At 71.1% G+C, this 26,071-nt stretch carries 24 protein-coding genes; 13 read left to right on the top strand and 11 right to left on the bottom strand.

Going from position 1 to position 26,071, the window contains the following annotated elements; genetic code table 11:
- Positions 1–4 precede the first annotated feature (4 nt).
- From ACK1X7_RS18600 to ACK1X7_RS18575, 6 genes are all read left to right on the top strand, one after another.
- The gene (locus ACK1X7_RS18600) at positions 5–589 is read left to right on the top strand and encodes a hypothetical protein (RefSeq protein WP_390793668.1); all 585 of its coding nucleotides are present in this window, start codon (positions 5–7) and stop codon (positions 587–589) included.
- Positions 586–2,400: a hypothetical protein gene (locus ACK1X7_RS18595; protein WP_398159811.1), complete on the top strand. Its 1,815-nt coding sequence runs from the start codon at positions 586–588 to the stop codon at positions 2,398–2,400. Before ACK1X7_RS18600 ends, ACK1X7_RS18595 begins: the two co-directional genes overlap by 4 nt.
- A gap of 115 nt (positions 2,401–2,515) precedes the next feature.
- On the top strand, positions 2,516–3,676 hold the full coding sequence (locus ACK1X7_RS18590) for a Gfo/Idh/MocA family protein (RefSeq protein WP_385145757.1): 1,161 nt from the start codon (positions 2,516–2,518) through the stop codon (positions 3,674–3,676).
- Positions 3,673–4,842 (top strand): dihydrodipicolinate synthase family protein, encoded by a 1,170-nt coding sequence (locus tag ACK1X7_RS18585; RefSeq protein WP_385145759.1) that lies wholly within the window; start codon positions 3,673–3,675, stop codon positions 4,840–4,842. Before ACK1X7_RS18590 ends, ACK1X7_RS18585 begins: the two co-directional genes overlap by 4 nt.
- Positions 4,839–5,669 (top strand): sugar phosphate isomerase/epimerase family protein, encoded by an 831-nt coding sequence (locus ACK1X7_RS18580; protein ID WP_413115373.1) that lies wholly within the window; start codon positions 4,839–4,841, stop codon positions 5,667–5,669. The genes ACK1X7_RS18585 and ACK1X7_RS18580 overlap by 4 nt, the downstream gene beginning before the upstream one ends.
- A 285-nt stretch (positions 5,670–5,954) precedes the next feature.
- A complete protein-coding gene (locus ACK1X7_RS18575) occupies positions 5,955–6,638 on the top strand; it encodes a pentapeptide repeat-containing protein (RefSeq protein WP_398159810.1) in 684 nt (227 codons plus the stop codon).
- A 5-nt stretch (positions 6,639–6,643) separates the two neighbouring features.
- On the opposite strand, the gene ACK1X7_RS18570 is transcribed toward ACK1X7_RS18575, so the two are convergent.
- Positions 6,644–6,877: a hypothetical protein gene (locus ACK1X7_RS18570; RefSeq protein WP_390793671.1), complete on the bottom strand. Its 234-nt coding sequence runs from the start codon at positions 6,875–6,877 to the stop codon at positions 6,644–6,646.
- A gap of 687 nt (positions 6,878–7,564) precedes the next feature.
- On the opposite strand from ACK1X7_RS18570, the gene ACK1X7_RS18565 reads away from it, so the two are divergent.
- The gene (locus ACK1X7_RS18565; protein ID WP_413115372.1) at positions 7,565–8,539 is read left to right on the top strand and encodes a tyrosine-type recombinase/integrase; all 975 of its coding nucleotides are present in this window, start codon (positions 7,565–7,567) and stop codon (positions 8,537–8,539) included.
- Positions 8,540–8,582: 43 nt separating this feature from the next.
- Here ACK1X7_RS18565 and ACK1X7_RS18560 read toward each other — a convergent pair whose 3' ends face one another.
- Positions 8,583–9,518 carry a LysR family transcriptional regulator gene (locus tag ACK1X7_RS18560; RefSeq protein WP_390793673.1) on the bottom strand — a complete coding sequence of 312 codons (936 nt, stop codon included), beginning with the start codon at positions 9,516–9,518 and terminating at the stop codon, positions 8,583–8,585.
- A gap of 140 nt (positions 9,519–9,658) precedes the next feature.
- On the opposite strand from ACK1X7_RS18560, the gene ACK1X7_RS18555 reads away from it, so the two are divergent.
- Together ACK1X7_RS18555 and ACK1X7_RS18550 are read left to right on the top strand one after the other, a co-directional pair.
- On the top strand, positions 9,659–10,903 hold the full coding sequence (locus tag ACK1X7_RS18555; protein WP_413115371.1) for an MFS transporter: 1,245 nt from the start codon (positions 9,659–9,661) through the stop codon (positions 10,901–10,903).
- A 97-nt stretch (positions 10,904–11,000) separates the two neighbouring features.
- Positions 11,001–11,600 carry a cysteine hydrolase family protein gene (locus ACK1X7_RS18550; RefSeq protein ID WP_390793675.1) on the top strand — a complete coding sequence of 200 codons (600 nt, stop codon included), beginning with the start codon at positions 11,001–11,003 and terminating at the stop codon, positions 11,598–11,600.
- Positions 11,601–11,741: 141 nt separating this feature from the next.
- Here ACK1X7_RS18550 and ACK1X7_RS18545 read toward each other — a convergent pair whose 3' ends face one another.
- A complete protein-coding gene (locus ACK1X7_RS18545) occupies positions 11,742–14,798 on the bottom strand; it encodes a Tn3 family transposase (protein ID WP_413115370.1) in 3,057 nt (1,018 codons plus the stop codon).
- A 110-nt stretch (positions 14,799–14,908) separates the two neighbouring features.
- Here ACK1X7_RS18545 and ACK1X7_RS18540 point away from each other — a divergent pair, with 110 nt between their 5' ends.
- From ACK1X7_RS18540 to ACK1X7_RS18530, 3 genes are read left to right on the top strand one after another with little or no spacing between them, the layout of a single operon-like run.
- The gene (locus ACK1X7_RS18540; RefSeq protein WP_390793677.1) at positions 14,909–15,136 is read left to right on the top strand and encodes a hypothetical protein; all 228 of its coding nucleotides are present in this window, start codon (positions 14,909–14,911) and stop codon (positions 15,134–15,136) included.
- An 18-nt stretch (positions 15,137–15,154) separates the two neighbouring features.
- Complete coding sequence (locus ACK1X7_RS18535; RefSeq protein ID WP_413115369.1) at positions 15,155–15,628, top strand: hypothetical protein; 474 nt, start codon at positions 15,155–15,157, stop codon at positions 15,626–15,628.
- 27 nt (positions 15,629–15,655) lie between these two features.
- Entirely contained in the window at positions 15,656–15,784 is a 129-nt protein-coding gene (locus ACK1X7_RS18530; RefSeq protein ID WP_413115368.1) for a hypothetical protein, read from the top strand.
- Positions 15,785–15,870: 86 nt separating this feature from the next.
- Here ACK1X7_RS18530 and ACK1X7_RS18525 read toward each other — a convergent pair whose 3' ends face one another.
- From ACK1X7_RS18525 to ACK1X7_RS18490, 8 genes are all read right to left on the bottom strand, one after another.
- Positions 15,871–16,221: a hypothetical protein gene (locus ACK1X7_RS18525; RefSeq protein WP_385145769.1), complete on the bottom strand. Its 351-nt coding sequence runs from the start codon at positions 16,219–16,221 to the stop codon at positions 15,871–15,873.
- Positions 16,218–16,850 carry a SigE family RNA polymerase sigma factor gene (locus ACK1X7_RS18520; protein WP_385145771.1) on the bottom strand — a complete coding sequence of 211 codons (633 nt, stop codon included), beginning with the start codon at positions 16,848–16,850 and terminating at the stop codon, positions 16,218–16,220. The genes ACK1X7_RS18525 and ACK1X7_RS18520 overlap by 4 nt, the downstream gene beginning before the upstream one ends.
- A 70-nt stretch (positions 16,851–16,920) precedes the next feature.
- Positions 16,921–17,319 (bottom strand): hypothetical protein, encoded by a 399-nt coding sequence (locus tag ACK1X7_RS18515; RefSeq protein WP_413115367.1) that lies wholly within the window; start codon positions 17,317–17,319, stop codon positions 16,921–16,923.
- Positions 17,320–17,672: 353 nt separating this feature from the next.
- Positions 17,673–18,068: a D-ribose pyranase gene (gene rbsD, locus ACK1X7_RS18510; protein ID WP_385158575.1), complete on the bottom strand. Its 396-nt coding sequence runs from the start codon at positions 18,066–18,068 to the stop codon at positions 17,673–17,675.
- A complete protein-coding gene (rbsK, locus tag ACK1X7_RS18505; protein ID WP_390793680.1) occupies positions 18,065–18,991 on the bottom strand; it encodes a ribokinase in 927 nt (308 codons plus the stop codon). The genes rbsD and rbsK overlap by 4 nt, the downstream gene beginning before the upstream one ends.
- 65 nt (positions 18,992–19,056) lie before the next feature.
- Positions 19,057–21,000 (bottom strand): substrate-binding domain-containing protein, encoded by a 1,944-nt coding sequence (locus tag ACK1X7_RS18500; protein WP_385153239.1) that lies wholly within the window; start codon positions 20,998–21,000, stop codon positions 19,057–19,059.
- Positions 20,990–22,558 carry a sugar ABC transporter ATP-binding protein gene (locus ACK1X7_RS18495; protein ID WP_385153242.1) on the bottom strand — a complete coding sequence of 523 codons (1,569 nt, stop codon included), beginning with the start codon at positions 22,556–22,558 and terminating at the stop codon, positions 20,990–20,992. The genes ACK1X7_RS18500 and ACK1X7_RS18495 overlap by 11 nt, the downstream gene beginning before the upstream one ends.
- On the bottom strand, positions 22,555–23,571 hold the full coding sequence (locus ACK1X7_RS18490) for a LacI family DNA-binding transcriptional regulator (RefSeq protein WP_385153245.1): 1,017 nt from the start codon (positions 23,569–23,571) through the stop codon (positions 22,555–22,557). Before ACK1X7_RS18490 ends, ACK1X7_RS18495 begins: the two co-directional genes overlap by 4 nt.
- 241 nt (positions 23,572–23,812) lie before the next feature.
- Here ACK1X7_RS18490 and ACK1X7_RS18485 point away from each other — a divergent pair, with 241 nt between their 5' ends.
- Positions 23,813–26,056 carry an ATP-dependent RecD-like DNA helicase gene (locus tag ACK1X7_RS18485; protein ID WP_413115366.1) on the top strand — a complete coding sequence of 748 codons (2,244 nt, stop codon included), beginning with the start codon at positions 23,813–23,815 and terminating at the stop codon, positions 26,054–26,056.
- Positions 26,057–26,071 lie beyond the last annotated feature (15 nt).

The following is a 26,071-nucleotide window of genomic DNA, read 5'->3' as shown; positions in this document are numbered from 1 at the left end:
GGCCATGGACACCGCCACCAAACGTGAACCCGGCGAGCTGTTCGGCCCGCGCTTCGCGCTCTTCGCCGACGTCCTGGCGGTGGGCCTGGCCACCGCCGCCGCCTCGCTGCCGCTGATCACCGCCCCGGCCGCCATGTCCACGGCCTGCGCCGTCCTGGACCGGCGGGTGCGCCAGGACGCGCCCACCACGGCGGGCGGCTACCTCCGCGCGCTGCGGCAACGGCTGCGCACCGGCGATCTGCTGGCCGGGGCGGGGCTGCTGGCCGGGGGCGTCCTGCTGCTGTTCAACGCGCTCGCGGCGGGGGCGGGACTGCCGGGCGCGGTGGTCTTCCGGCCCGCGCTGCTCGCCGTGGCCGGACTGCTCGCCGTCGTGTATCTGCGGGCCTGCGCCCGCCCCGAGTCGGCGACGAGCTGGCGGGCCGCGCTGCGCTCGGCGGCGTACGACAGCGTGCGCGGGCCACGGGCGAGCGCCGTGCTGCTGCTGGCCGTCGCCACCGCCGCCGTCTGCGCCTGGGCCTATCCACCGCTGCTCTTCCTCGTCCCCGGCCCCCTCGCGATCGCCGCCAGAGCCACGGAGCGCCACCTGTGACCCCTCTTCCCCGCCGTCACTTCCTCGCCGGGACCGCCGTCGCGGGCGGGCTGCCGGCCGTCGGCGCCCCGGGTGCCGCCTCGGCCGCGGACCGGGCCTCGGCCGCGGACCGGGTCGACCAGCCGTTCCTGGCCCTGCTCACCGAGGCGGCCGACGCCCGGGTGGCCGAGGTCGTGGACGGACTCGACGCGGTCCTCGACCAGCTCAACAACCTCGGTCAGGCCCGCCCCGCCGCCCGCGGCCTGCGGCTGCTCACCTCCGTCCATGTGTGGGGCGACGCCGCCCACCACCACGACGGCGCGCTGCTCGCGCCGATGACCCGGCTCGTGGACGCCCTGGCCGCCGCCCAGTTCGACGACGGCCTCTACGACCAGGGCGCGGTCCACTCGCCCCCGGACACCGCCTTCTCGATCGTCGACCTGGGGCTGGTGTACGGCCTGCTGGACGCGGACGGCCACACCGGCACCCGGGCGATCCGCGCCACCTTGAAGACGATCCTGCTCAAGGCGGGCAAGGGCCTGTCCACCGGCGGGGTGCACACCCCCAACCACCGCTGGAAGGTGTGCGCCGCGCTGGCCCGGATCAACTCCTTCTGGCCCGACGCCCGCTACACCCGCCGTATCGACGCCTGGCTGGCCGAGGGCATCGACCAGTACGCCGGCGGCCAGTACAGCGAGCGCAGCGCCACCTACGCGCCCATCGTCACCAACCCCTCGCTGCTGACCCTCGCCCGGCTCACCGAGCGCCCGCGGCTGTACGACCACGTGCGCCGCAACCTGGAAGCCACCCTTCACCTCCTGGAGCCGAACGGCGAGGTGGAGACGGTGCATTCGCGCCGCCAGGACCAGAAGACCCTCAAGCATCTGTCCGAGTACTGGCTACAGTTCCGGGCCCTGGCGCTGCGGGAGCGGGACGGGCGGTTCGCGGCCGTCGCCGCCACCATCCAGCGGCGCGGGGCGGACCAGACCTTCGACGAGACCCCGCTCGGGGACTTCCTGGCCGAGGTGCTGGACCATCCGGAGCTGGCCGCGCCGCTGCCCAAGGCCACCGGCGCGCCCGAGGAGTTCACCTTCCACGACCGGGACTGCGGGCTGGTCCGGATCGCGAAGGGAAACACCCGGACCACCGTCTTCGGCGGCACCGACTTCCCCGACGTCCACGCCATCTCCTCGGGTCTGTCCACCAACCCCACGTTCTTCAAATGGCGCAGGGGCGCGGCCATCCTGGACTCGCTCCGGCTGTCCCCGCAGTTCTTCTCGCTCGGCCACTTCCGGGCCGAGGACGTGGCGGCCACGGCGGACGGCTGGCGGCTGTGGGCCGAGGTGCGGGCCGGTTTCCATCTGCCGCTGCCGCCCCAGCACCGTCGCCCCGACGGGCGGTATCCGCTGACCGACGACGGCCGGTTCTGGTCCGCGATGGACTTTCCGCACCGCCCCAAGGAGTGGCGGACCCTGCGCACCGAGATACGGATCGCGGAGGCCGCCGGCGGCTGGAACCTGGACGTCGAGATCGGCGAGTCCGAGGTCCCGTTCGCCCTCGAACTGTGCTTCCGCAGTGGCGGGAAGCTGACCGGGGTCGACCCCGTGCCCGGCCAGAAGGATACGTATCTGCTGGTCAAGGGGTACGGGACATATACGGCGGGCGATGACGTGATCACCTTCGGGCCCGGCAACGGCAGCGGCCCGCGCCAGCCCGCCGTCGTGGACTCCGGCGAGCGCTATAGCTGGATGGGCGGCGATCTGACCCCGGCGGGACAGCGGGTCCTGATCACCGGGCGTTCGCCCCTGCGCTATCGGCTGACCTTGCGCTGAAGCGCTGACTGTCCACGCCCCTGTGTTCGGTCCTCTGTACAGAGGCGGGGCGGGGCGGTTAGCGTTGATGCTTAGAAAGCGCTTACTGTTACTCGCGGTGAGGAGAAGAACCCACGTGACACGCAAGACAGTGCGGATCGCCATGAACGGTGTGACCGGCCGGATGGGCTACCGCCAGCACCTCGTCCGCTCTCTCCTCGCCATCCGCGAACAGGGCGGCCTGGACCTCGGCGACGGCACCGTGCTGTGGCCCGAGCCGCTGCTCGTCGGCCGCCGGGAGCAGGTGCTCAAGGAGATGGCCGAGCGCCATGGCCTCGACCCGGTCGCGGATGTCTCGACCGACCTGGACGCCGTGCTCGCGGACGACCGCGTCGACATCTACTTCGACGCCCAGGTCACCGCCGCCCGCGAGGAGGCCATCAAGAAGGCCGTCGCGGCGGGCAAGCACATCTACACCGAGAAGCCGACCGCCACCGGTCTGGCGGGCGCCCTGGAGCTGGCCCGGCTCGCCGAGGCGGCGGGCGTCAAGCACGGGGTCGTCCAGGACAAGATCTTCCTGCCGGGGCTGCTGAAGCTCAAGCGCCTCATCGACGGCGGCTTCTTCGGCAGAATCCTTTCCGTGCGCGGGGAGTTCGGCTACTGGGTCTTCGAGGGCGACTGGCAGAGCGCCCAGCGGCCCTCCTGGAACTACCGGTCCGAGGACGGCGGCGGCATCGTCGTCGACATGTTCCCGCACTGGGAGTACGTGCTGCACGAGCTGTTCGGCGCCGTGCGCACCGTCCAGGCGCAGGCCACCACCCACATCCCGACCCGCTGGGACGAGCAGGGCAAGCCGTACGAGGCCACCGCCGACGACGCGGCCTACGGCGTCTTCCAGCTCGAGGGCGGTGCCATCGCCCAGATCAACTCCTCCTGGGCGGTCCGGGTGGGCCGCGACGAACTGGTCGAGTTCCAGGTCGACGGCACCGAGGGCTCCGCCGTCGCGGGGCTGCGCAACTGCCGCGCCCAGCACCGCTCGGCCACCCCCAAGCCGGTCTGGAACCCCGATCTGCCCGCCACCGAGTCCTTCCGCGAGCAGTGGCAGGAGGTGCCGGACAACGAGGAGTTCGACAACGGCTTCAAGGCGCAGTGGGAGCTGTTCCTGCGCCATGTCGCGCTCGACGAGCCCTGGCGCTGGGACCTGCTGGCCGGCGCGCGTGGCGTCCAGCTCGCCGAGCTGGGCCTGAGGTCGTCGGCCGAGGGCCGCCGCCTCGACGTACCGGAGCTGAGCCTGTGACCCTCCACCTCCCCGCGCCGGGCGGCACGACCCGCCCTTATGAACCCCGCACCGAGCCGCTGTCGCTCACCCCTGGGGCCCCCTTCACCTCCCGCGTCGTCTTCTCGGCCGCCCATGTGGTGGCCGACCCGTACGCCGATGTGACCCCCGACAGCCCGGCCGCCGTCGACTGGGACGCCACCCTGGCCTTCCGCCGCCATCTGTGGTCGCACGGGCTGGGCGTGGCCGAGGCCATGGACACCGCCCAGCGCGGTATGGGTCTGGACTGGGCGGGCGCCGCCGAGCTGATCCGCCGCTCGGCGGCCGAGGCGAAGGCGGCCGGCGGCCGGATCGCCTGCGGCGTCGGCACCGACCAGCTCTCCGCCACCGAGATCGGCTACCCCTTCGGCGTGGCCGAGGTCCGGGCCGCCTACGAGGAACAGCTCGCCGTCTGCGAGGAGTCCGGCGCCCAGGCCATCCTGATGGCCTCGCGCGCCCTGTGCGCGGTGGCCAAGGGCCCCGAGGACTATCTCGAGGTCTACGGCCATCTGCTGCGCCAGTCCGCCGAGCCGGTGATCCTGCACTGGCTGGGCCCGATGTTCGACCCGGCCCTTGAGGGCTACTGGGGCAGCACCGATCTGGACGCCGCCACCCGCACCTTCCTCGATGTCATCGCCGCCCACCCCGACAAGGTCGACGGCATCAAGGTCTCCCTGCTGGACGCCCAGCGCGAGATCGACCTGCGGCGCAAACTGCCGGACGGGGTCCGCTGCTACACGGGCGACGACTTCCACTACCCCGAGCTGATCGAGGGCGACGACCGGGGCTTCAGCCACGCCCTGCTCGGCATCTTCGACCCGCTGGGCCCGCTGGCGGCCGAGGCCGTGCGCAGACTGGACACCGGCGACGCCACCGCCTTCCGGGCCCTGCTGGACCCGACGGTGGAACTCTCCCGCCATCTCTTCCGGACCCCGACCCGCTACTACAAGACGGGCGTGGTGCTGCTGGCCTGGCTGGCGGGCCACCAGTCGCACTTCACGATGGTCGGCGGCCTCCAGTCGGCCCGCTCGCTGCCGCATCTGGCGCGGGCGTACGAACTGGCGGACGGTCTCGGCCTGTTCCCGGACCCGGCGCTGGCCGAATCCCGGATGAAACACCTGCTGTCCGTGTACGGAGTCACCCGATGAGCGCCCCGTCCCGGCTGAGCCTCAACCAGGAAACGATCAAGCAGTGGTCGCTGCCCGAGCTGGCGGAGGGCTGCGTCAAGGCGGGCGTCACCGGCGTGGGCCTGTGGCGCGAGCCGGTCCAGAAGTACGGCGTGGCCGCCGCCGCCGAACTGGTGCGGAACGCGGGCCTGACCGTCACCAGCCTGTGCCGGGGCGGCTTCTTCACCGCGATCGACCCCGAGGCGCGCGCCACGGCCCTGGCCGACAACCGTAAGGCCATCGACGAGGCCGCCACCCTGGGCACCGACACCCTCGTCCTGGTCTCCGGCGGCCTCCCGCCCGGCAGCCGCGACCTCTTCGCCGCCCGCGAGCGCATCGCCGACGCCCTGGGCGAGCTGGCCCCGTACGCCGCCGACCACGGCGTCCGCCTGGCCATCGAGCCCCTGCACCCCATGTACGCCGCCGACCGCTGCGTGGTCTCCACCCTCGCCCAGGCCCTCGACCTGGCCGAGCGCTTCCCGGCGGACCAGGTGGGCGTGATCGTGGACACCTACCACCTGTGGTGGGACGACACCGTGGCCGCCCAGATCGCCCGCGCGGGCGCGGGCGGCCGTATCGCCGCCTTCCAGCTCGCCGACTGGATCACGCCCCTCCCCGAGGGCGTCCTGCTGGGCCGGGGCCAACTGGGCGACGGATCGGTCGACTTCCGCTGGTTCCGCGAACAGGTCGACGCCACGGGCTACACCGGCCCGATCGAGGTGGAGATCTTCAACCCGGACCTGTGGGCCCGGGACGGCGCGGAGGTCCTGGCGGAGGTCGCGGACCGCTATGGGGCGCTGGTGCTGTAGGGATTGCTTCGGGGTGTGTTCGGCAGGCGTGCGTCCAGGCCGCCGTACGCACCCCGGCGCGGGGAGTCCTGAGACTCGCTGAACGATGCCCGACGCCAGCTTGGCAGGGCTATGTCATGCGAGGGCGCCGACGCGCTGAGCGAACCCACGTACGCCGGGAAGTGCGCGGTCGTGCCGCATCAGCCCGGCGGCCAGCGTCCGCACGGAGCCGCGGCGGAGGGGGCTCCGCGGCCTAGACTCTGGGTCTCCACCCTCCACACCATCCGGCGAATGGATCGACTTCGCATGACTCAGGCGATTCGGCGAGGCGGCAGGACCACCCGCATCAAGAACCCCACTGCCCCGAAGGTCTTAGCTGCCCTGCGGCCGGCCGACATGGCGAGAGACGGCCTGGAAGACGACGCGATGATCCGTGGGGTGCAATACGAGGGAACGTCCTTCGTGGCTGTCGCGGCTGAGGCCGTCGAAATGGAGGGCTGCACGTTCGACAGCTCCCGCTTCACCGGAACGCGTCTGATCCGCAGCCAGTTCAGCGACTGCCGGTTCAACACCTGCGACTTCGCGGAAGTAGGTGCCGAAGATGTTTCACTGATCCGGTGCGCGGTGAGCGGGAGCAGGTTTACGGGCTCGTCATGGAGGTCTGGAACGTTCCGGGACGTGCGCATGGAGAACTGCGTCATCGCCCCCGGCCTGTTCCGCCATATGAGGCTCTACGCTGTCGTGTTCACCGACTGCAAGATGGTGGGCGCGGACTTCCAGGGTGCCGAGTTGCACAATGTGAAATTCGAGGGCTGCGACCTGACCGGAGCGCAGTGGGCCAACTGCCGGGTCGGCACCGCGCGGTTCGAGAACTGCACGCTGGTTGGCGTTGGCGGAGGCGCGAGCCTCAAGGGCGCCACAGTGCAAGGCCCAGGGCAGATGGAGTTGGCCCTGAGCCTTGCACGGGAGGCGGGAATCCTCTTCGAGTAGCTGGGTCAGGTGGTGACCGCTGGCACGAAGCCCGCCCAGTCGGGACTGGAGATGCACCGGGTGATGTGATCGAAGTCCAGCGGCTCGCCCTCCCAGTCGCCGGGGCTCATGACGACCAAGCCGGGCAGCGTATTGGCGCTCCCGCCGCCATCGGACCTGGAGTTGACGACCACGACGTCCGTCACGAGCAGATCGACCAATCGTCCGAGGTCCGGACTGAGGTCGTGGATGTGCTGCATGGCCTGACGGACCATCGCGCTGCGTCGCGCATGGGCTGCTTGCCGAGGGGCCCCTCAGCGCTCTGGTTACGCGCCTCACTCACGCAGGCAGCCTCCACGAGGGGCCCTGAGGTGTCTCGTACCAGAGGCGATGCTCTTCGTCCGAGACCGTCAGGCCGAAGCGATCCCATGTCGGCATATCGTGATCAACGAACCAGCCCCACCAGCCCTCGACGGTGTCCCGGATGCCGTGGTCACCTGTCTCGCGGAACTGCGTCTGTCCGCGGTCCCGATGCAAGCGGCGGGGGAGGGGCCGGCGCCGCCGTGCGCGCCGCCATGAAGGATCCGCCGTCCGCCTGGAAGCGCCCCTCCAGGCTCCCGTCCGGCATGCGGTCGAGGACGGCCAGACCCCCGCTCAGCGGCGGGAAGAGGTTCGCGACGAGTCGTCCCCCGGGAGCGACCGCGGACCTCAATGTCTCGGTGATCCGTGGGAGGGCTGCTCGGGGGTTGAGGAACATCCATGTCAGATCGTGCGCTAAGCCGGCGTCGGCCCTGGTGGGCGACTGACGGAACGTCGGCGGCCGGATCCGCTTGAAGTCTTCCCACGGATAACACCCCAATATCTGCGGTAGCTTGATCCGTCACCTGCGGTGATGTTCTCCGGCCGCTACGTGAAGAGGCCCTGTTATCTGCGGCAAGGGGGAAGTGGTGCCTACCGTCGTACAACTGCCGGCCGGGAAGGCGTTGACCGTCCGCGCGGCGGCGGACGTGTTTCTCGACTCGCTCGGCAACCCGAACACGGTCCGCAACTACGGGATCGGGGTGGGCAAGACCGCCGAACGGCTCGGCGAGGCCCGGCCGCTGGCGTCGGTCGCGGACGACGAGATCGGCGAGGTCCTGGAGCTGCTCTGGGGCACCGCGGCGGTCAACACCTGGAACTCCCGCCGGGCAGGGGTGCTGTCCTGGCTCGGCTGGTGCCGCGAGCGCGGCTACGAAGGGCCGATGGTCCCGGCCTGGACGAAGCGGCTGACGGTGCCGGACTCCGAGACCCCGGCCCGCTCGAAGATGGCGGTCGACCGGCTGATCGCGCGGCGCGAGGTCCACCTGCGGGAGAAGACGCTGTGGCGGATGCTCTACGAGACCGCCGGGCGGTCCGAGGAGATCCTGGGCGTCAACATCGAGGAACTGGACCTCGCCGGGCGCCGTTGCCTGGTCAAGGCCAAGGGAGCCCGGACCAAGGTCCGCCGCCGGGGCCAGTCGCGCGAGGACTACGTGCTGGAGCCCGTGTACTGGGATGCCGGCACCGCCCGGCTGCTGCCCCGGCTACTCAAGGGACGAACCCGCGGGCCGGTGTTCGTCACCCATCGCCGCCCGGGGCCGAGCAAGGTCGTCAGCCCCCGGGACGTATGCCCGGACACCGGGCTGGCCCGGCTGTCGTACGGGCAGGCCCGCGCCCTGCTCGACGAGCACACCGCCCTGCGCGGGCCGGGTACGGGCTGGGACCTGCACGAGTACCGCCACTCCGCCCTGACCCATCTCGGCGAGCAGGGTGCCTCGCTGTTGATGCTGATGGCGAAGTCCCGGCACAAGAAGCCGGAGAACGTCCGCCGCTACTTCAAGCCCTCCCCGGAGGCGATCGCCGAGCTGACCAGCCTGCTCGCCCCCGGCGACGCCCGCCGTTAGCCGCCTGCGCTGGGCGGGGCTGGCCGCACGGGCGGGGAGCCGTTCAGCGAGGAATCGCCCAGCTCGGTGTCCAGGTCCCGGTGGCGTCGTGGCCGGTCGTCGTGGTGGCGAGGTGGGTGCGGAGGGTGGCCAGCGCTGGGTGGGGGTTGTCGCGGTGCCAGAGGAGTGAGTGCGGGTAGACGGGTGTCGGGTCGGTCACCGGGATGCGGCGCAGGCCGTGGTCGGTGGGCCAGATGAGGCGGGTGTGTTCGCCCATGAAAGTGGCCAGGGCAGGGGTGTCGGCGATGGTGTCGAGGAGTGCGTCGGAGCCGAAGTTGGGGCCGGTCACTTCGATGGTGAGGCCGAACTCGGCGACGAGGTCGTCGTAGTAGGCGCCCCACTCGGTACCGGGGGCGATGCCGGGCATCCAGATCCGGTGCCCGGTGAGCCGGGCGACGGTCACCGACCGGGCGCCCGCCAGCGCGTGGGCGGGTCCGGTGAGGAGCTGGAGCGGTTCGTCGAGCACCCTGACGGAGGCGATGTCCTCGGGCAGGGGCCGGCCGGGCGCGGCGACGGCGCGGAAGGACGCGTCGATCGCACCGGAACGAATGGCGGTGACGGCCGTCTCGATGTCGAACAGCGTCATCACGTCGAGTTCGATGTCGGGGTGTGCGCGGTGGAAGTCGCGCATCAGGCCCGACTGCGCGCTGCGCGAGGCGATCACGTCGACGCGCAGCGGACGGCGGCCCGGGCGCACGGACGCACCCGCGCGCTCGGCGACGCGCAGCAACTCGCGTGCGTGGGGCAGGAACGCCTGCCCGTCGATGGTGAGCTCGGCGCCGCGTGGGGCACGGGTGAACAACCGCACACCGAGGTCGTGCTCCAGTGTGGCGATGCGTTTGGAGACGGCCTGCTGGGTGATCGACAGGTCGGTGGCGGCTTTCTGGAACTGGCCCGCTTCCGCGACGGCGACAAAGGTACGTACTGCTTCGAGGTCCACGCCGACCCACCTTAGTGCACAACTACTGGTTGTGGATTACTGGTAGGTCAGTTGTTTGACCTGCCGTTGTCCTGCCCGCTTACCTCTCATCAGTCAACGGCAGTTTGTTCAGATGGGATTTCAAGGGGAGTGCGCTGAGCATGGTGGGCAGGAGACGGTTGGGTCGGCAGTTCGGTTGGCTGTGGGCGTCATATGCGGTGAGCGCGTACGGGTCCGGGCTGGGATTCGGGGCGTTGCCGCTGATCGCCGTGCTGGTGTTGCATGCCGGACCCGCCGAGGTGTCCGCGCTGTCCGCAGTGGGGCCTGCGGTGGGCGCGCTGATCGCGGTGCCGCTCGCGCCGTGGGTGGAGTTCCGGCGCAAGCGCCCGGTCATGATCATGATGGACCTGGCCCGGTTTGCGGCCATGGCGACGATCCCCGTCGCCTACGCCTTCGGACGGCTCAGTTTCGTCCAACTGCTCGTGGTCTCGGCCGTGGTCGCCGCAGCCAAGATCGCCTTCAACGCGGCCAGCGGCGCCTACCTCAAGGCCCTCGTGCGGCCGGACGACTTGCTGGTCGCCAACGCGCGGTTCGAGTCCACGAACTGGAGCTCCATCGCGGTCGGACCACCGCTCGGCGGGGCGGCGATCGGCCTGTTCGGGCCGGTCACCACCGTGGTGGCCGACGCGCTCAGCTACCTGCTCTCCGCGCTGGGCATCACCGCGATCCGCGGCCAGGAAGAAGCGCCGCGAACGACCGACAAGAGCCCGCTCCGGGCGGGCGCACTGCTCGACGGCTGGCGACACATCATGGGCCACCCCGGTCTGCGGCCTCTCTACCTCAACCAAATGCTCGTCGCCGGTCTGATCATGGCCACCGAGCCGCTGCTGGCCGTGCTCCTCCTTCGTCAACTCGGGTTCCCGCCCTGGCAGTACGCCCTCGCCTTCGCCGCCCCCTGCCTCGGCGGATTCATCGGCTCCCGGCTGGCACGCCGTGTCGTGGCCCGCTTCGGCCGGCACTGGGTCTTCCGGACTGTCGGCACCCTGCGCGCCATCTGGCTGATCGGCCTGGCCTTCGTCCGTCCCGGCATCGTCGGCCTCGTCACCGTGATGGCCGTCGAGCTGGCAATCATCATCAACATGAGCCTGTACAGCCCCGTGCTCGCCACCTACCGGCTCGAACACACCCCCAAGCATCTCGTCGCCCGCACCCTGACGGCGTGGTCGATCGGCCAGCAGGCGTCCATCGCCGTCCTCACCGCGCTCGCCGGGCTGCTCGCCAACGTCACCAGCCCACGCACCGCTCTCACGGTCGCGGGACTGCTCATCCTGACCACCCCGCTCCTGCTTCCCCGACAGGACCAGACGTCGCAGCACGAGCTGGAACTGTCCCGCAGCCACTCATGAGGCACCGCAACTCACCGCCGAAGCCCACAGGCCGCAGCCGGTCCGCCGGTGCGCGTCCGCGTCGACCAGGCACACCACCAGCAAGGAGAACACTCGCGTGAGCACTGCGCCCGTACTTGACCCCACTCACACCGCGCTTCTCGTCATGGACTACCAGCCCGCGATCCTGGCCTTTGTGCCCGAAGGCGAGGACCGCAACGCCCTGCTCGGTCGCGTGGAAGGGGCCATCGCCGACGTTCGCGCAAACGGCGGCACCATCGCCTACGTACGCGTCGGCTTCACCGAGGCCGACTGGGACGCGATCCCGGCCACCAACAAGTCCTTCGCCCCGCTGGCCCAACACCGCGCCATGCATCACGAGGACCCTGCCACCACCATCCACGAGCGCCTGGCTCCCCAGGACGGCGACATCATCGTGCGCAAGAACCGCTACGGCAGCATGTCCACCACCGACCTTGACCAGCAGCTACGCGAGCGCGGCATCACCACTCTGGTCGTCTCCGGCATCAGTACCAGCGGCGTCGTCCTGTCCACCGTCATCGACGCGGCCGACCGCGACTACCAGCTCTATGTACTGTCCGACGGCGTCGCCGACCCAGACACCGAAGTCCACAACGTTCTGCTCCACCGGGTCTTCCCCTCACGGGCCCACATCATCGACACCATCGAGCTGCATTCCCTGCTCCGGGCTGGCTGACTCGGACCACGAGCCGATCCCACCCCGGGCCTCCGCACCCACCCGGTGCGGAGGCCGCTCGCACTCCAGTGCCAGCCCAGCAGCAGCCCGGAGCTTTCACCGCCGAGATAGCCCCGGCGGTGAATGCCACCCGCACCGGGTTCACGCTTCTTCGGCGGCCTCCGGGTCACGCAGCGGACGCAGGCCGCCGGGCAGGTCGGGGAGCTGGAAGGAGTACCGGCCGAGCATGTTGATGTGGTGCCGCACAAACGGCGAGAGGCGGGCCACGTCCTCGTCACGGACGTCGAAGCCATCCGCCCGCAGCGGGTCCACCGCAGCGTCCATGTACCGGGTGTTGAACAGCACGAGTGCGTTGAGGACCAGGCCCAGCGCCCCGATCTGGTCCTCCATGCCGTCCTGGTAGCGCTGGTAGAGCTGCCCGTGCCTGCCGTGGAAGATCTTCCGGGCGAGGGAGTGGCGGCCCTCCTGGAGGTTGGCCTGGCTCTTGATCTGCCTGCGGTAGCCGGGCTCGTCGGCCAGCCGCAGGATGTGCAGGGACTTGGCGATCCGCCCGTAGTGCGCGATCGTGTCCCCCAGCGGGGTCGGCCGCCCGTCCCGCGACAGCATCCGGATCACGTCGTACGCGCGCACCGCGCCGGTGTGGATCGAGCCGATGATTCGCAGGATGTCCTCCCACCACCGCTCGATCCGGGCGAGGTCGACCCGGCTGCGGGCCGCGTCCTGGAAGGCGCCGTAGTCGGCGGTACGGTCGATGCGCCACATCTTCTGGTCCGGCAGGTCGGCGAGCTGCGGGGCGTACGCGAACCCAGCGAGCGTGAGCAGGCCGAACACGATGTCGCTGTACGAGGCGGTGTCCGTGACGATCATCTCGGGGCGCCTGCCGCCGTCGCGGTCGTAGAGGACGTCCAGCACGTACAGGGAGTCGCGCGGGGTGCCGGCCACCACCTTCCCGCCGAGCCCTGCGGCCTGGTCGTTGATCATGTTCAGCCAGGTCGCGCCGCCCCGGCGCCCGAAGTACTTCGGGTTGGGGCGGGCGTACACCGACGGGACGGGGACGACGAACCGCATGCCGTCTACGGAGGCGACCAGGCCGCCGCCCCACGCCTGCGCGAGCGGGATGGATGCCTGGCAGTCGATCAGCGTGGCGTTCGCGGCCCGGTACGTCGCCAGCCGCAGATACGTCTGGTCGACGTGGGACAGGCGGCCGTACTTCAGGGCGTCCGCGGCCCCGATGACCGGGGTGTAGCCGACGTTGCAGCTGTGCGCGACCAGCAGCGCGGCGATTGTCACGTGCAAGTCCTTCAGCCGGGCCTCACCGCCGGTGACCGAGGTGAACGCCTGGTCGGCGCCGGTCCACGAGAACACCTCCAGCAGGGCCTCCGGCAGGTCGACACGGGGCAGCATCGCCTCCACCGCCTTCCGCAGCTGGCGCAGGGAAGCGGGTTCCGGCTCCGGCTCCAGCGCGGCGAAGTACAGGCGGCCGTCGTCGTCGAACACGATCTGCGAGTTCGCCGGCACCCGTGCGGCGACCTCACGGTAGGTGCCGTCCAGCAGCGCGGCCCGTGCCGCCAGGTGCTCACCCGCCCCGGCGGGCAGGCCGAGCGAGGCGAGCACGCTGGGCTTGGCCTGCTCCCACGCCTCCCCGTCCAGCAGCTTCGCGCGGGGATCGCCCCACTTGGAGGAGTTCTTAGCGAACACCTGCTTGCTCCGCAGCATCCGGTACATCTGCTCCAGCACGCAGAACGCGTACGCCTTCCAGTCCACCGTGCCCGGCTCCAGGTGCGGCGCGGACAGCACCAGACGCCGCCAGGAGCCCGTGAGCAGGCCCGTGTTGATCTCGGCGGGCCCGACCTTCTTGCGCCCCATCAGGTCCGGCAGCGACTTCAACGCCTTCAGGACCGGCAGGCCCTCCGGGGTAGCGTCGAAGTCGACCACCGTCACCAGGAGTTTCAGGAACGGCCGTACGACGGCGAACCGGGTGACCAGCTGGGTCCGCCATGCCTCGTCCGCATCAGAGTCGAGCGGCGGAGTCAGCTCGAACAGTGCTGCGATCGCTGCCGCCAGCTCGCGCCGGGGCACCACCTGCTCGATCCGCTCCCACATCGCCTCCAGCGTCTCCACCTCGGGCGGGGTGATCTCCCCGGTGTCGGTGTCGACCTGCTCGCTGGTGCTGTCGAACACGATCTGGAACGCGGCGGCCAGCTTCGCCGACGCCCTCTCCACGCGCGGCAGGGTCTTCAGCTTCTCCTTCGCCGTCTCCCGCTCCGCCCTGGCCGGCAGCTTCGTCGCGATCAGCACCTCCAGCAGGTCCAGGGCGTCATCGACCGCCCGGGACGTCAGGTAGACCGCAGTGGCCAGCAGCGTGGCCAGGCGCCGGGAGTCACCGTGCCGCCGCAGCAGCGACGCCTTGCCGTCGATCCCGTACCGGGACAGCTCCGCCAGCCGCCGCGGCGGTATCGCGGACACGTCCACCTCGCCCATCCCGAAGGCTGCAATCTCCTGTGCCCGCTCCAGCGCCCACTTCATCTGGGGCCCGGAGATCCGCACCGGTCCACGGCGCAGCCGGTCCAGCTCCGAGATCCGGGCGCCCGGCGGAACGGACAACAGCGAGTCCAGCACCGCCTGTTGGCCGGTGCTCAGCAGGCCGTACAGGGTGTCCCACAGCCGGTTGTTCGCCGTCTCCCGAACCGTGCCCACCAGCCGGGCCAGACGGCTCGCCCCGGGCAGCAGCACCCGGCGCTCGCGCAGCCACCCGGCCGCTGCGTCGAACAGCGACTTCGGCCCGTCGCCGGTCGTCCAGGCCCGCGCATCCAGCCACTCGCTCAGCTCGTCGCGCACCTCGGCGAAGTCACGCCAGCCTCCGGCCTCCTGGATCTCACCGGCGTGTGTACGGGCCGTCCCGTCCCGCTCGCCGTACTCCTTCAGGCACGACGCATCCGCGATCCCCAGCTGCTCGGCGAGGTACTCGGCGACCTCCGCCGGCACCTGCCGCGGGTCCGGCATGAACCGACCCAGATAGCGCACGCTCGTCAGCTGGACCGCGAACCCGAGCCGGTTGTGCGAACGCCGTTTGGCCTGCACTTTCTCCAGATCCGAGTCATCCAGGAAAAAGTACCGCTCCAGCTCCGCACGTGACGGTGCTCCGTTGAACGCCGCGTACTGGGCTGCCTGTTGATCAGACAGGAACTCGACTGCCACCAGGTCCTCCGAAGATCGACAACATCGACCCGCGAAGGCTGCGCCGTACGATCATCGCAGGTCAAAGCGTCAATCGAGGCCGCGAGCGCTTAGCGCACGATCTGACATGGATGTTCCTCAACCCCCTGCTCATGCTCGACCTGGCCGCCGCGCAACTGACGACTGGCCGACTGGATGGCGCGTTCGCTCTGGCCGGGCGGGCACTCGAGACGGGGGCACGGTATCGGTCAGGCCGGATCATCGAGCGCGCCCGTGCGCTCCGACGGTCCTACACTTCGGCGACTCCCCCCAGGGCTGTCCGCGAGTTCGACGACCGACTGCACGGCATCTACCTGTGATCACGAAAGGAGCGGCCCATGCGCCTCGGCATCACCGGCCACCGCGGTCTTCCCCCTGAGACGGAGCGATTGGTCCGCCGGGCCCTTCAGGAGGAAGTCGCGCGCTACGGACCTGATCTGATCGGGGTCTCGTGTATTGCCGACGGCCCGGACGCCTGGTTCGCTGAGCTGGTGCTGGAGGCCGGCGGTCGCCTTGAAGTGGTGGTCCCTGCGGAGAAATACCGCGAGGGCCTGCCGGAGGAGCACCACCCGACCTACGACCGTCTCATCCAGCAGGCTGCCGACATCCACCGCACGGGCATCGTGGAGTCGGACTCGCAGGCGCACATGGCCGGAAGCGAGATCCTGGTGGGTCTGGTGGACGGGTTGGTCGCTGTGTGGGACGGGCAGCCGGCTCGCGGGTACGGCGGCACGGCCGATGTTGTGGCCTACGCCGAGCGCACCGGTGTCCGGTCTCGGGTGATCTGGCCGGAGGGCGCTACCCGGGACTGACCGAGAGCGCCGCTTATCGTCCAGCGTGTGGAAATCCCCGACAGATTCATCACGCTCCAGCAGGCCGCCGGCGTCGAGCGCGGCAAGCTGCCCGACCTCGAAGGCGACGAACACGCCGTCCGGTGGCAGCGCCCCTCGAATCCGCGGCTCCAGTAGGCCCCCGGGACGCCGGGGCGCTCGGGGGTCAGGGCGTCGGAGCGATGGTCCCGGGGCCGGTGGCGGGGGCGTGCGAGGCGACCGCGTCAGCGCTGGGTGGGGAGGGAGGTCGGGGTTCCGGGCGGTGAGGTGGGGGAGGGCCGGTTCGGAGTGCCCGTGATGGACGAGGGGACCGAGGTCGGAGAGGAGGTGCGGGGGTCGCGGGCGGGCGGGGCCGGGCGGTTGTCCTCCGGGGAGCCGGACAGCAGCAGGAAGGCCACGGCCGCCGCCGCTGCCGCCGCCACGGCGACGGCGGACACCACCCGCCGGATCCGCCGGGTGCCCCAGGCCGGGCCGGTGGGCGGCCGGTACGGGGACAGTTCGTGGGCGTCGATGAGCCGCGCACGGGCGTCGAGCGCGGCGCGCAACCGGTCCTCGACGGGTGGGGGAGTGCTCATCGGGCCGCCTCCAGCAGCTTTTCCAGAGTGGCGAGCGCACGGCTCGCGGTCGACTTCACGGTGCCTCGGGAGACGCCCAGCGTTTCGGCTATCTGCGCCTCGGACAGTTCCGACCAGTAGCGCAGCACCAGCACCTCGCGCTGGCGCGCGGTGAGTTCGGCCAGCGCGTCCAGGACCTGCCGGTGTTCCTCGGCGAGCAGCAGCGGCTCGTCCACGGGCGCTCCCGGCCCCTGGTACGGCGGGGTGTAGGCGCGCGCGGTACGCCGTCGGCGCAGCACCGAGCGGGCGGCGTTGACCACGGCGGTGTGCAGATAGGCGTGCGCGTCCTGGAGGCTGTCCAGCCGTGAGCCGTGCCGGCGGCAGACGGCGGCGAAGGCGTCCTGGACGACGTCCTCGGCGGTGTGCAGGTCGTCCACCAGGAAGACCGCAAGCCGGATCATGTCCAGCCGCCGGGCCTGGTACAGATCGGCCAGCGTGGGGCCGGGCTCGCCGTCGCCCCGGCCGCCCACCGCCCTCAGCGCCCGCGGCCGCCGCCCGGCGCGTCCCGTCTCCACCGGCGGTGTCGAGGCGGTCGTCCGGGCGCGGCGGAGCAGCCGGGTCCACCAGGGCAGGACAAGAGTGAGCTGCATCGTCCTCGTTCACCTCATCGGCGGGGCGGGGCCGGCTCCGGAACCGGCCCCGCCCCATCCGTGGTTGCGGCTAGCGACCGGCCTTGGTGGGCTCGGGCACGCTGGTCGGCGGCTCTGTCGGGCCGGGCTTGGTCGGCTCGGGCGCGCTGGTGGGCGGCAGCGTGGGCTCGGGCTTGCTGGTCGGCGGCTTGGTGGGCTCGGGGACGCTGGTGGGCGGCTTGGTGGGCTCGGGGACGCTGGTGGGCGGCTTGGTGGGGGCGGGCTTGGTGGGCTCCGGCACGCTGGTGGGCGGCTTCGTGGGCTCCGGCTTCGAGGTCGCCGACGGGACCGGCTTGGCCGGGCCGGAGTGGTCGGAGGTGGCCGCCTGGGCGGCGATGCCCCCGCCCACGATCAGGGCGATACCGGCGGCCGACCCCAGGATCCAGGGGCGCAGACGGCGGTTGGGCTTCTTGGCGCGGTCGTGCTGCATACGGAACGACTCCCGAAAGGGTTGGGCGAACGCTGATGGCCAGGCGCGTCCCGAGGGCCCGAAGGACCCGTTCCGGAACCCGCCTTCACCCCACCAGACGTGCGGCCCCACCCGAGGTTGTCGCGCCCCGGAAAAACCTTCCCGAGCTGACGCCACGTAACGGATCGATAACTACCGGAAACCGTGCAACCGTTCCCGCCCCTGGCGGGTCGTACCTGGCATCGGGCTTCCCGGGGAGGATCCGGGGGGATTGAGGGGAAGCCCTGTGGAGGGGGAGACGAGGGGCCCGGCCGAGGCCGGGCCCCTCGAAGCGTCCCGCCCGACGCTCCGGGAGCGACCGCGCGTCGCACGCCTCAGAACGGCACCCCGCACCGCAGCAGCACATTCGCGTACGGCCGCGCCTCGCCCGTACGCACCACCAGCCTCGCCCGTCCAGTCATCGTCTTCAGCTCCTCGTGCGGGACCAGATCCAGCGCGGAAGCCGGGAAGAGGCGGTCGAGCAGGGCGGTCGCCCCGGGGTTGTGGTCGCGTACCTCCCGCGCCGCCGTGGCCCGTTCGACCACCAGCTCCTCCAGCAGCCCGGTGAGCACCCGCTCGAACGAGGGCACCCCGGCCGTGAAGGCGAGGTCCACCACGAACGGCCCGTCGGGTATCGGAAGGCCCGCGTCGCACACCATCACCGTGTCGGTGTGGCCCAACAGGGCGATGCCCGCGCTCAGATGGCGGTTGAGAATCCCGGACCGCTTCACAGCGCCGCCACCTCCCCGGCGCTCGGGAAGGACGCCTGCGCCCCGGCCCGGGTCACCGCGGCGGCGCCCACGCGCACCGCGAACCGCACCGCGGTCGGCAGGTCGTCGCCGACGCCCAGGCGCCAGGCGAGCGCGCCGGTGAAGGCGTCCCCGGCGCCCGTGGTGTCCACGGCCGTCACCGCGGGACTGGGCACCAGCACCGTACGGTCGCCGTCGGCGACCAGCGCGCCCTCGGCGCCCAGGGTCACCACGACCGAGCGCGGACCGCGCGACAGCAGGGCGTCGGCCCACTCCTCGGGGTCGTCGGAGGACCCCACCGGGGCGTCGCTCAGCAGGAACCGCGCCTCGTGCTCGTTGACCACCAGCGGATCACAGGCGGCCAGCACATCGGTGGGCAGCGGCGCGGTCGGCGAGGGGTTGAGCACCACCCGCGGCCCGGGGCGGCCGCCGAAGCCCGCGCCCGCCGCGCGGACCACCTCGGCGACCGTCTCCAGGGGGATCTCCAGTTGCAGCGAGACCACCCGCGCCGCGGCCAGCAGGCCCGCCGCGGCCCGGACGTCGTCGGGGGTCAGCCGGGCGTTGGCCCCCTGGGAGACCACGATGCTGTTGTCACCCGAGGGGTCCACCGTGATCAGCGCGACCCCGGTGGGCGCGCCGCCGACCAGGACTCCGGCGGTGTCGACCCCGGCCGTCGCTTGCGAATCCAGCAGCAGCCGGCCGTAGTCGTCGTCGCCGACCCGGGCCAGCAGCGCCGTCCGGGCCCCCAGCCGGGCGGCGGCGACGGCCTGGTTGGCCCCCTTGCCGCCCGGGTGGACCGCGAGGTCCGACCCGAGGACGGTCTCGCCGGCCCCGGGGCGGCGGTCGACTCCGATCACCAGATCGGCGTTGGCCGACCCCACGACCAGCAGGTCGTAGTCGTGCATCCGCACGTCCTTTCGTTTGTCACTTCGCAGCGACGACCTTCGTCACCGCGCCGTGACGACCCTTGTCACTTCGCGGTGACGACCTTCACCGGCACCTTCACCGTGCCGTCGATCTTCTGCCCCTTGGCCGCCTTGACGGCATTCCGCACCACCATCCGGCCCAACTCCTTCGGCTGCTGGGCGACGGTCGCGGCGAGGCTGCCGTTCTCGACGGCCTTGAGCCCGTCCGGGGTGCCGTCGAAGCCGACCACGTCCACGGACTTGCCCGCCTTGGAGCCGAGCGCCTTGACCGCGCCGAGCGCCATCTCGTCGTTCTCGGCGAAGATCCCGTCGATACCGGGGTGGCCCTGGAGCAGATTGGTGGTCACATCCAGCCCCTTGGCCCGGTCGAAGTCGGCGGTCTGCTTGCCGACGACCTTGATGTCCGGGTACGCCTTGAGTCCCTCGGCGAAGCCCTTACCGCGCTCACGGGAGGCGGAGGTGCCGGGGGTGCCCTGAAGCACCAGGATCGTGCCCTTCTTTCCGAGCCGCTCGGCGAGCGTCTTGGCGGCCAGCTTGCCGCCCGTGATGTTGTCCGAGGCCACCAGGGTCGCGATCTTCGCCTTGTTGACGCCGCGGTCGGCGGCCAGCACCGGGATGCCCGCCTTGTCGGCGGCCCGGACGGACGGGCCCGCGGCATCGGAGTCGACCGGGTTGATGATGATCGACTTCATGTTCTGGCTGGTGAAGTTCTGAATCTGATTGGCCTGCTGGGAGGCGTCGTTCTGGGCGTCGGTGACCGTAAGGCTGACACCGGCCCGCTTGGCCTCCTCCTGGGCGCCCGCCTTCAGTTGCACGAAGAAGGGGTTGTTGAGGGTGGAGACCGAGAGCCCGACCTTGGTGGACGCGCCCCCGGAGGAGCCGGAGCGCCAGACGGAGGCGCCGATGGCGATGGCGGCGACGACCACGGCGGCCAGCGCGAACTTGCCCGCGTTGACGGCCTTCTTACGGCCGCCACCGGACGATCCGCCCGCCGCGGCCCCGGGCGCGCCCGGGCCGGCCCCGGCCCGCCGGCGCAGCGTGTCCAGCAGCACCGCGAGCGCGATGACCACACCGATGACGACCTGCTGCCAGAAGGGGGAGACCTCCAGCAGGTTGAGCCCGTTGCGCAGCACCGCGAGGATCAGCGCGCCGATGAGCGTGCCGGACGCCTTACCGACGCCACCGGACAGGCTCGCGCCGCCGATGACGACCGCGGCGATCGCGTCGAGTTCATAGCCGACGGCCGCCTGCGGCTGCGCGGAGGACAGCCGGGAGGCGAGCACGATGCCCGCGATGGCCGCGAAGCCGCCGGAGAGCGCGTAGATGACCAGCTTCTGGCGGGTCACCCGGATCCCGGAGAGCCGGGCGGCCTCCTCGTTGCCGCCGATCGCGTACATCGCGCGGCCCGCGTACGTACGGCCCAGAACACCGGCGGTGATCAGCCCCATGCCGATCATCACGAGCACCGGGATGGGCAGCCAGCCGCCGATGGTGTCGCCGAGGCCGGACATCGAGTCCGGGATGGCTATCGGGCTGCCCTGGGAGATCACCAGGGCCAGACCGCGGCCGATCGACAGCATCGCGAGCGTGGCGATGAACGGCGGCAGCTTCCCGAAGGCGACCAGCGCCCCGCTGACCAGACCGCAGGCGACACCGGTGACGACGGCCAGGAGCGCGGCGATCCACACCGGCAGTCCCTGTGAGGTCGCCGACCAGGCGAGCACGGTGGCGGACAGCGCGGCCACCGAGCCGACCGACAGATCGATCCCCGCGGAGACGATGACGAAGGTGACGCCGAAGGCGAGGATCGCGGTGACCGCCGCCTGGACGCCGACGTTGAGGAGATTGCCGGTGGTGAGGAAGTCGCCGGACAGCAGCGACATGGCCGCCACCAGCAGCACCAGGGCGCTCAGGGCGCCGTTGTCGAGCAGCACGCGGCGCAGCACCGCCGAGCCCCCGGGGTCCTTCGTAAGCGTGTCAGTGGCCACGGGAGCCCTCCTTTTCGTTGCCGCCGACTCCTTCGTCGGCGCCCTTGACGTCCTTCACTGCCAGGGCCATCACGGCGTCCTGGGTCGCTTCGCGAGCGGTCAGCTCGCCCGAGATCCGGCCCTGGGCCATGACCAGGACCCGGTCGCTCATCCCCAGCACCTCGGGCAGATCGCTGGAGATCATCAAAACGGCGTGGCCGGACGCGGTCAGTTCGTTGATGAGCTGGTAGATCTCGACCTTGGCGCCCACGTCGATCCCGCGCGTCGGCTCGTCGAGGATCAGCACCTTGCTGTCGGCGAGCAGCCACTTGCCGATGACGACCTTCTGCTGGTTGCCGCCGGAGAGGGTGCGCACCCGCTGGTCGAGCCCGGCCATCCGGACGGCCAGCCGCTCGGCGACACCGGCCGCCGCGCTCCGCTGGGCGGCCCGGTCGACCAGCCCCGCGCGGGTGGCGGCGCGCAGCGTGACCAGGCCCAGGTTCTCCTGCACGCTGCCGTCCAGGACCAGGCCCTGGCCCTTACGGTCCTCGGGGACGAGGCCGATCCCGGCCCGCATGGCGGCCACCACGTCATGGCGGGCCAGCGGGCGGCCGAGCACCTCGACGGAGCCGGAGTCGTACGGATCGGCGCCGAAGAGCGCCCGGACGACCTCCGTACGGCCCGCGCCGACCAGCCCGGCCAGGCCCACCACCTCCCCGGCGCGCACCTCGAAGCCGATGTCCTGGAAGCTGCCGTTCCGGGTGAGCCCCCGGACCTTCAGCAGAGGGTCACCGGCGTCCGTGCGCTCCCGTGGGTACTGCTGCTCGATGGAGCGGCCCACCATCAGCCGCACCAGCTCGTCCTGCTCGGTGGTGGCCGGGACCTGGGTGACGCTGCGGCCGTCGCGCAGCACGGTGACGCGGTCGCCCAGGGCGGCGATCTCCTCCAGGTGATGGGTGATGAAGACGACGCCCACCCCGTCCGCGCGCAGCGTGCGCACGATCCGGAAGAGCTTGTCGACCTCCTCGGTGGTGAGCACGGCGGTCGGCTCGTCCATGATCAGGACGCGGGCGTCCAGGCTCAGCGCCTTGGCGATCTCCACCATCTGAAGCCGGGCGATGCCGAGGTCCCGGACCCGGGTCCGGGGCGCGACGTCCACCCCGACACGGGCCAGCAGCTCGGCGGCGCGCTCGTCCATGGCCTTGCGGTCGATCATGCCGAAGCGGCGCGGCTGGCGGCCCAGGAAGATGTTCTCGGCCACGGTGAGGTCCGGGACGAGGTTGAACTCCTGGTAGATGGTGGCGATTCCGAGCCGCTCGGCGTCCTGCGCGCTGTTGATGCGCACCGGGGTGCCGTCGACCAGGATCCGGCCCCCGTCGGGACGGTGCGCCCCGGAGAGCATCTTGATCAGCGTGGACTTGCCCGCGCCGTTCTCGCCCAGGAGGACGTGGACTTCGCCGCGGCGCAGATCGAAGTCCACCCCGTCCAGGGCGATCACCCCGGGGAAGGTCTTGCGGACGCCCTCCATACGCAGCAGTTCCGCCCCGCCGGGGGAGGACCGTTCGGACTCGGCACTCATGGTGTGCTCCCTTCGGGCTCGCCGCACGAGCGGCGGGTGACCAGACGGGCGGACAGGGTCACCGACTCGGCGGGCCGCCCCTCGACGAGGTCGATCAGCGCGCGTACGGCGGCATGGCCGAGCGCTCCGGTCGGCTGGGCGACGGCGGTGATCGGTGGATCGGTGTGGACGAACCAGGGGATGTCGTCGAACGCGGCGAGCGCCACGTCGTCCGGCACCCGCAGGCCCCGCGCGTGGATCTCGTCCATCGCGCCGAGCGCCATCAGGTTGTCCGCGGCGAAGATCGCGTCCGGGGGCCGCGGCAGATCGAGGAAGCGGGCGGTCACCCGGCGGCCGCTGTCCGCCTGGAAGTCCCCCTGGCCGATGTGGTCCTCGGACAGCGCCAGACCGAACTCGCGCAGCGCGGAGCGGAAGGCGTCCACCCGTTCGCGGCCGGTCGTGGTGGCCGCCGGGCCCGCGATGATCGCGAGCCGGCGGTGTCCCAGGGCGCACAGATGGTCCACCAGATCGCGGATGGCGCCCCGCCCGTCGGTGCGGATCACCGGCACCGCGTCCAGGCCCTCGCCCTCGATCCAGCGGTCGACGAAGACCATGGGGGTGCCGGCGCGGGCGGCGGCCAGCATCATCGGGGAGCCGCCGTCGGTGGGGCTGACCAGCAGTCCGTCTATGCGGCGGTCCATCAGGGTGCGCACATGGTGGTCCTGGAGTTCGGGCCGCTCGTCGGCGTTGCCGATGATCACGCTGTAGTCCAGCTCGCGGGCGGCGTCCTCGACCGAGCGGGCCAGCTCGGTGAAGAAGGGATTCAGCACATCGCTGATGACCAGCCCCAGGGTCCGGGTCTGATCGGTGCGCAGCGAGCGGGCCACCGCGTTGGGGCGATAGCCGAGGTCGGCGACCGCGGCGAGCACCCGTTCACGGGTGTCCAGACGAACGGAGGGGTGGTCGTTGAGCACCCGTGAGACCGTCGCGACGGAGACCCCGGCACGCCGCGCCACATCCTTGATGGCCGGCATCGTCCACCTCCTTGTGGAATCGATTACATGGATTGGAATCGATTACATCGGCGGAGGCAAGGGGTCGGTCCCCGGTGAAACCGGATCGTGATATTCCGCCGCGGGGCCGACGGCCCCGTTCTTCACCCCGGGCGTTGTCGCCGGGTTGTCCACGGGTCGCCCCCGGACTGTCCCCGGGTTGTCCACAGGCGTTGTCCACAGGCCCCAACCGCCTGTCGGCTCCCGGCGGTACGGTCGAGGCATGCTCAAACTCGCGGTGGTCGAAGGGGTCCTGGAGCGGATCACCTACGCCAATGAGGAGAATGGCTATACGGTCGCGCGGGTGGACACCGGCCGGGGCTCCGGCGATCTGCTGACCGTGGTCGGCTCGCTGCTGGGCGCCCAGCCGGGCGAGTCACTGCGGATGGAGGGCCGCTGGGGTTCCCATCCGCAATATGGCAAACAGTTCACCGTCGAGAACTACCAGACCGTCCTCCCCGCCACCGTCCAGGGCATCCGGCGCTATCTCGGCTCGGGTCTGATCAAGGGCATCGGCCCCCGGATCGCCGACCGGATCACCGAGCACTTCGGCGTCGACACCCTCGATGTCATCGAGGAGCGGCCCGAGCGGCTGGTCGAGGTCCCGGGCCTCGGTCCCAAGCGCACCAAGATGATCGCCGCGGCCTGGGAGGAGCAGAAGGCCATCAAGGAGGTGATGGTCTTCCTCCAGGGGGTGGGCGTCTCCACCTCCATCGCGGTGCGGATCTACAAGAAGTACGGCGACGCGTCGATTTCGATTGTGAAGAACGAGCCGTATCGGCTGGCGGCCGACGTCTGGGGCATCGGCTTCCTCACCGCCGACAAGATCGCCCAGTCGGTGGGCATTCCGCATGACAGCCCCGACCGGGTGAAGGCCGGTCTCCAGTACGCGCTGTCCCAGTCCGCCGACCAGGGCCACTGCTATCTCCCCGAGGAGCAACTCATCGCGGACGCCGTGAAGTTGCTCCAGGTGGACACCGGTCTGGTCATCGACTGCCTGGGGGAGCTGGCGGCCCAGGACGAGGGCGTGGTGCGTGAGCCGGTCCCGGGCCCGGCGGACGGCGAGCCGGTCTCCGCGGTCTATCTGGTGCCCTTCCACCGCGCCGAGATCTCCCTCGCCGGCCAGGTGCTGCGGCTGCTGCGCACCCAGGAGGACCGGCTGCCCGCCTTCGGGGACGTGGACTGGGACAAGGCGCTGGGCTGGCTGGCGAGCCGCACCGGGGCCGATCTGGCGCCCGAGCAGAGCCAGGCGGTGCGGCTCGCGCTGACCGAGAAGGTCGCGGTGCTCACCGGCGGGCCGGGCTGCGGCAAGTCGTTCACCGTGCGGTCCGTGGTGGAGCTGGCCCGCGCCAAGAAGGCGAAGGTGGTGCTCGCGGCGCCCACCGGCCGGGCCGCCAAGCGGCTGTCCGAGCTGACCGGCGCCGAGGCGTCCACCGTCCACCGGCTGCTGGAGCTGAAGCCCGGCGGGGACGCGGCGTATGACCGGGACCGCCCGCTCGACGCGGATCTGGTGGTGGTCGACGAGACGTCGATGCTCGATCTGCTGCTGGCCAACAAGCTGGTCAAGGCGGTCCCGCCCGGCGCCCATCTGCTCTTCGTCGGGGATGTGGACCAGTTGCCCAGCGTGGGCGCCGGGGAGGTGCTGCGCGATCTGCTGGCCCCCGGCAGCCCCGTTCCGGCGGTGCGGCTGACCCGGATCTTCCGTCAGGCCCAGCAGTCCGGTGTGGTCACCAACGCCCACCGGATCAACGAGGGGGTGCCGCCGGTCACCCAGGGCCTGTCGGATTTCTTTCTCTTCGTCGAGGACGACACCGAGGAGGCCGGGCGGCTCACGGTCGATGTGGCGGCCCGCCGCATCCCCGCCAAGTTCGGCCTCGACCCCCGCCGTGACGTGCAGGTTCTGGCCCCGATGCACCGCGGCCCGGCGGGCGCGGGCACGCTCAACGGACTGCTTCAGCAGGCCATCACCCCGGCCCGTCCGGACCTCGCGGAGCGCCGCTTCGGAGGCCGGGTCTTCCGGGTCGGCGACAAGGTGACCCAGATCCGTAACAATTATGAGAAAGGGGCCAACGGGGTCTTCAACGGCACGGTTGGCGTCGTCACCTCACTCGACAGCGATGAGCAGCGGCTGACCGTGCGGACGGACGAGGACGAGGAGGTACCGTACGACTTCGACGAGCTGGACGAGCTGGCTCATGCCTATGCGGTGACCATCCACCGGTCACAGGGCAGTGAGTACCCGGCCGTCGTGATTCCGGTGACCACCGGGGCCTGGATGATGTTGCAGCGCAACCTTCTGTACACGGCGGTGACCCGTGCCAAGCGCCTTGTGGTGCTGGTCGGCTCGCGCCGCGCGCTGGGGCAGGCGGTGCGCACCGTCTCGGCGGGGAGGCGCTGTACCGCGCTGGATCACCGACTCGGCGGCGATGTGTCAGTCGAGCGTGTCAAGAGGGTTTCCGAACGATGACGAACGGGGCAGGAT

The sequence above is a fragment of the Streptomyces sp. CY-1 genome, assembly GCF_047218265.1.
Classification (GTDB): Bacteria; Actinomycetota; Actinomycetes; order Streptomycetales; family Streptomycetaceae; genus Streptomyces; species Streptomyces niphimycinicus.
Note: the sequence above shows the minus strand (reverse complement) of the source record. Positions and strands in the feature narration are given on the sequence as shown.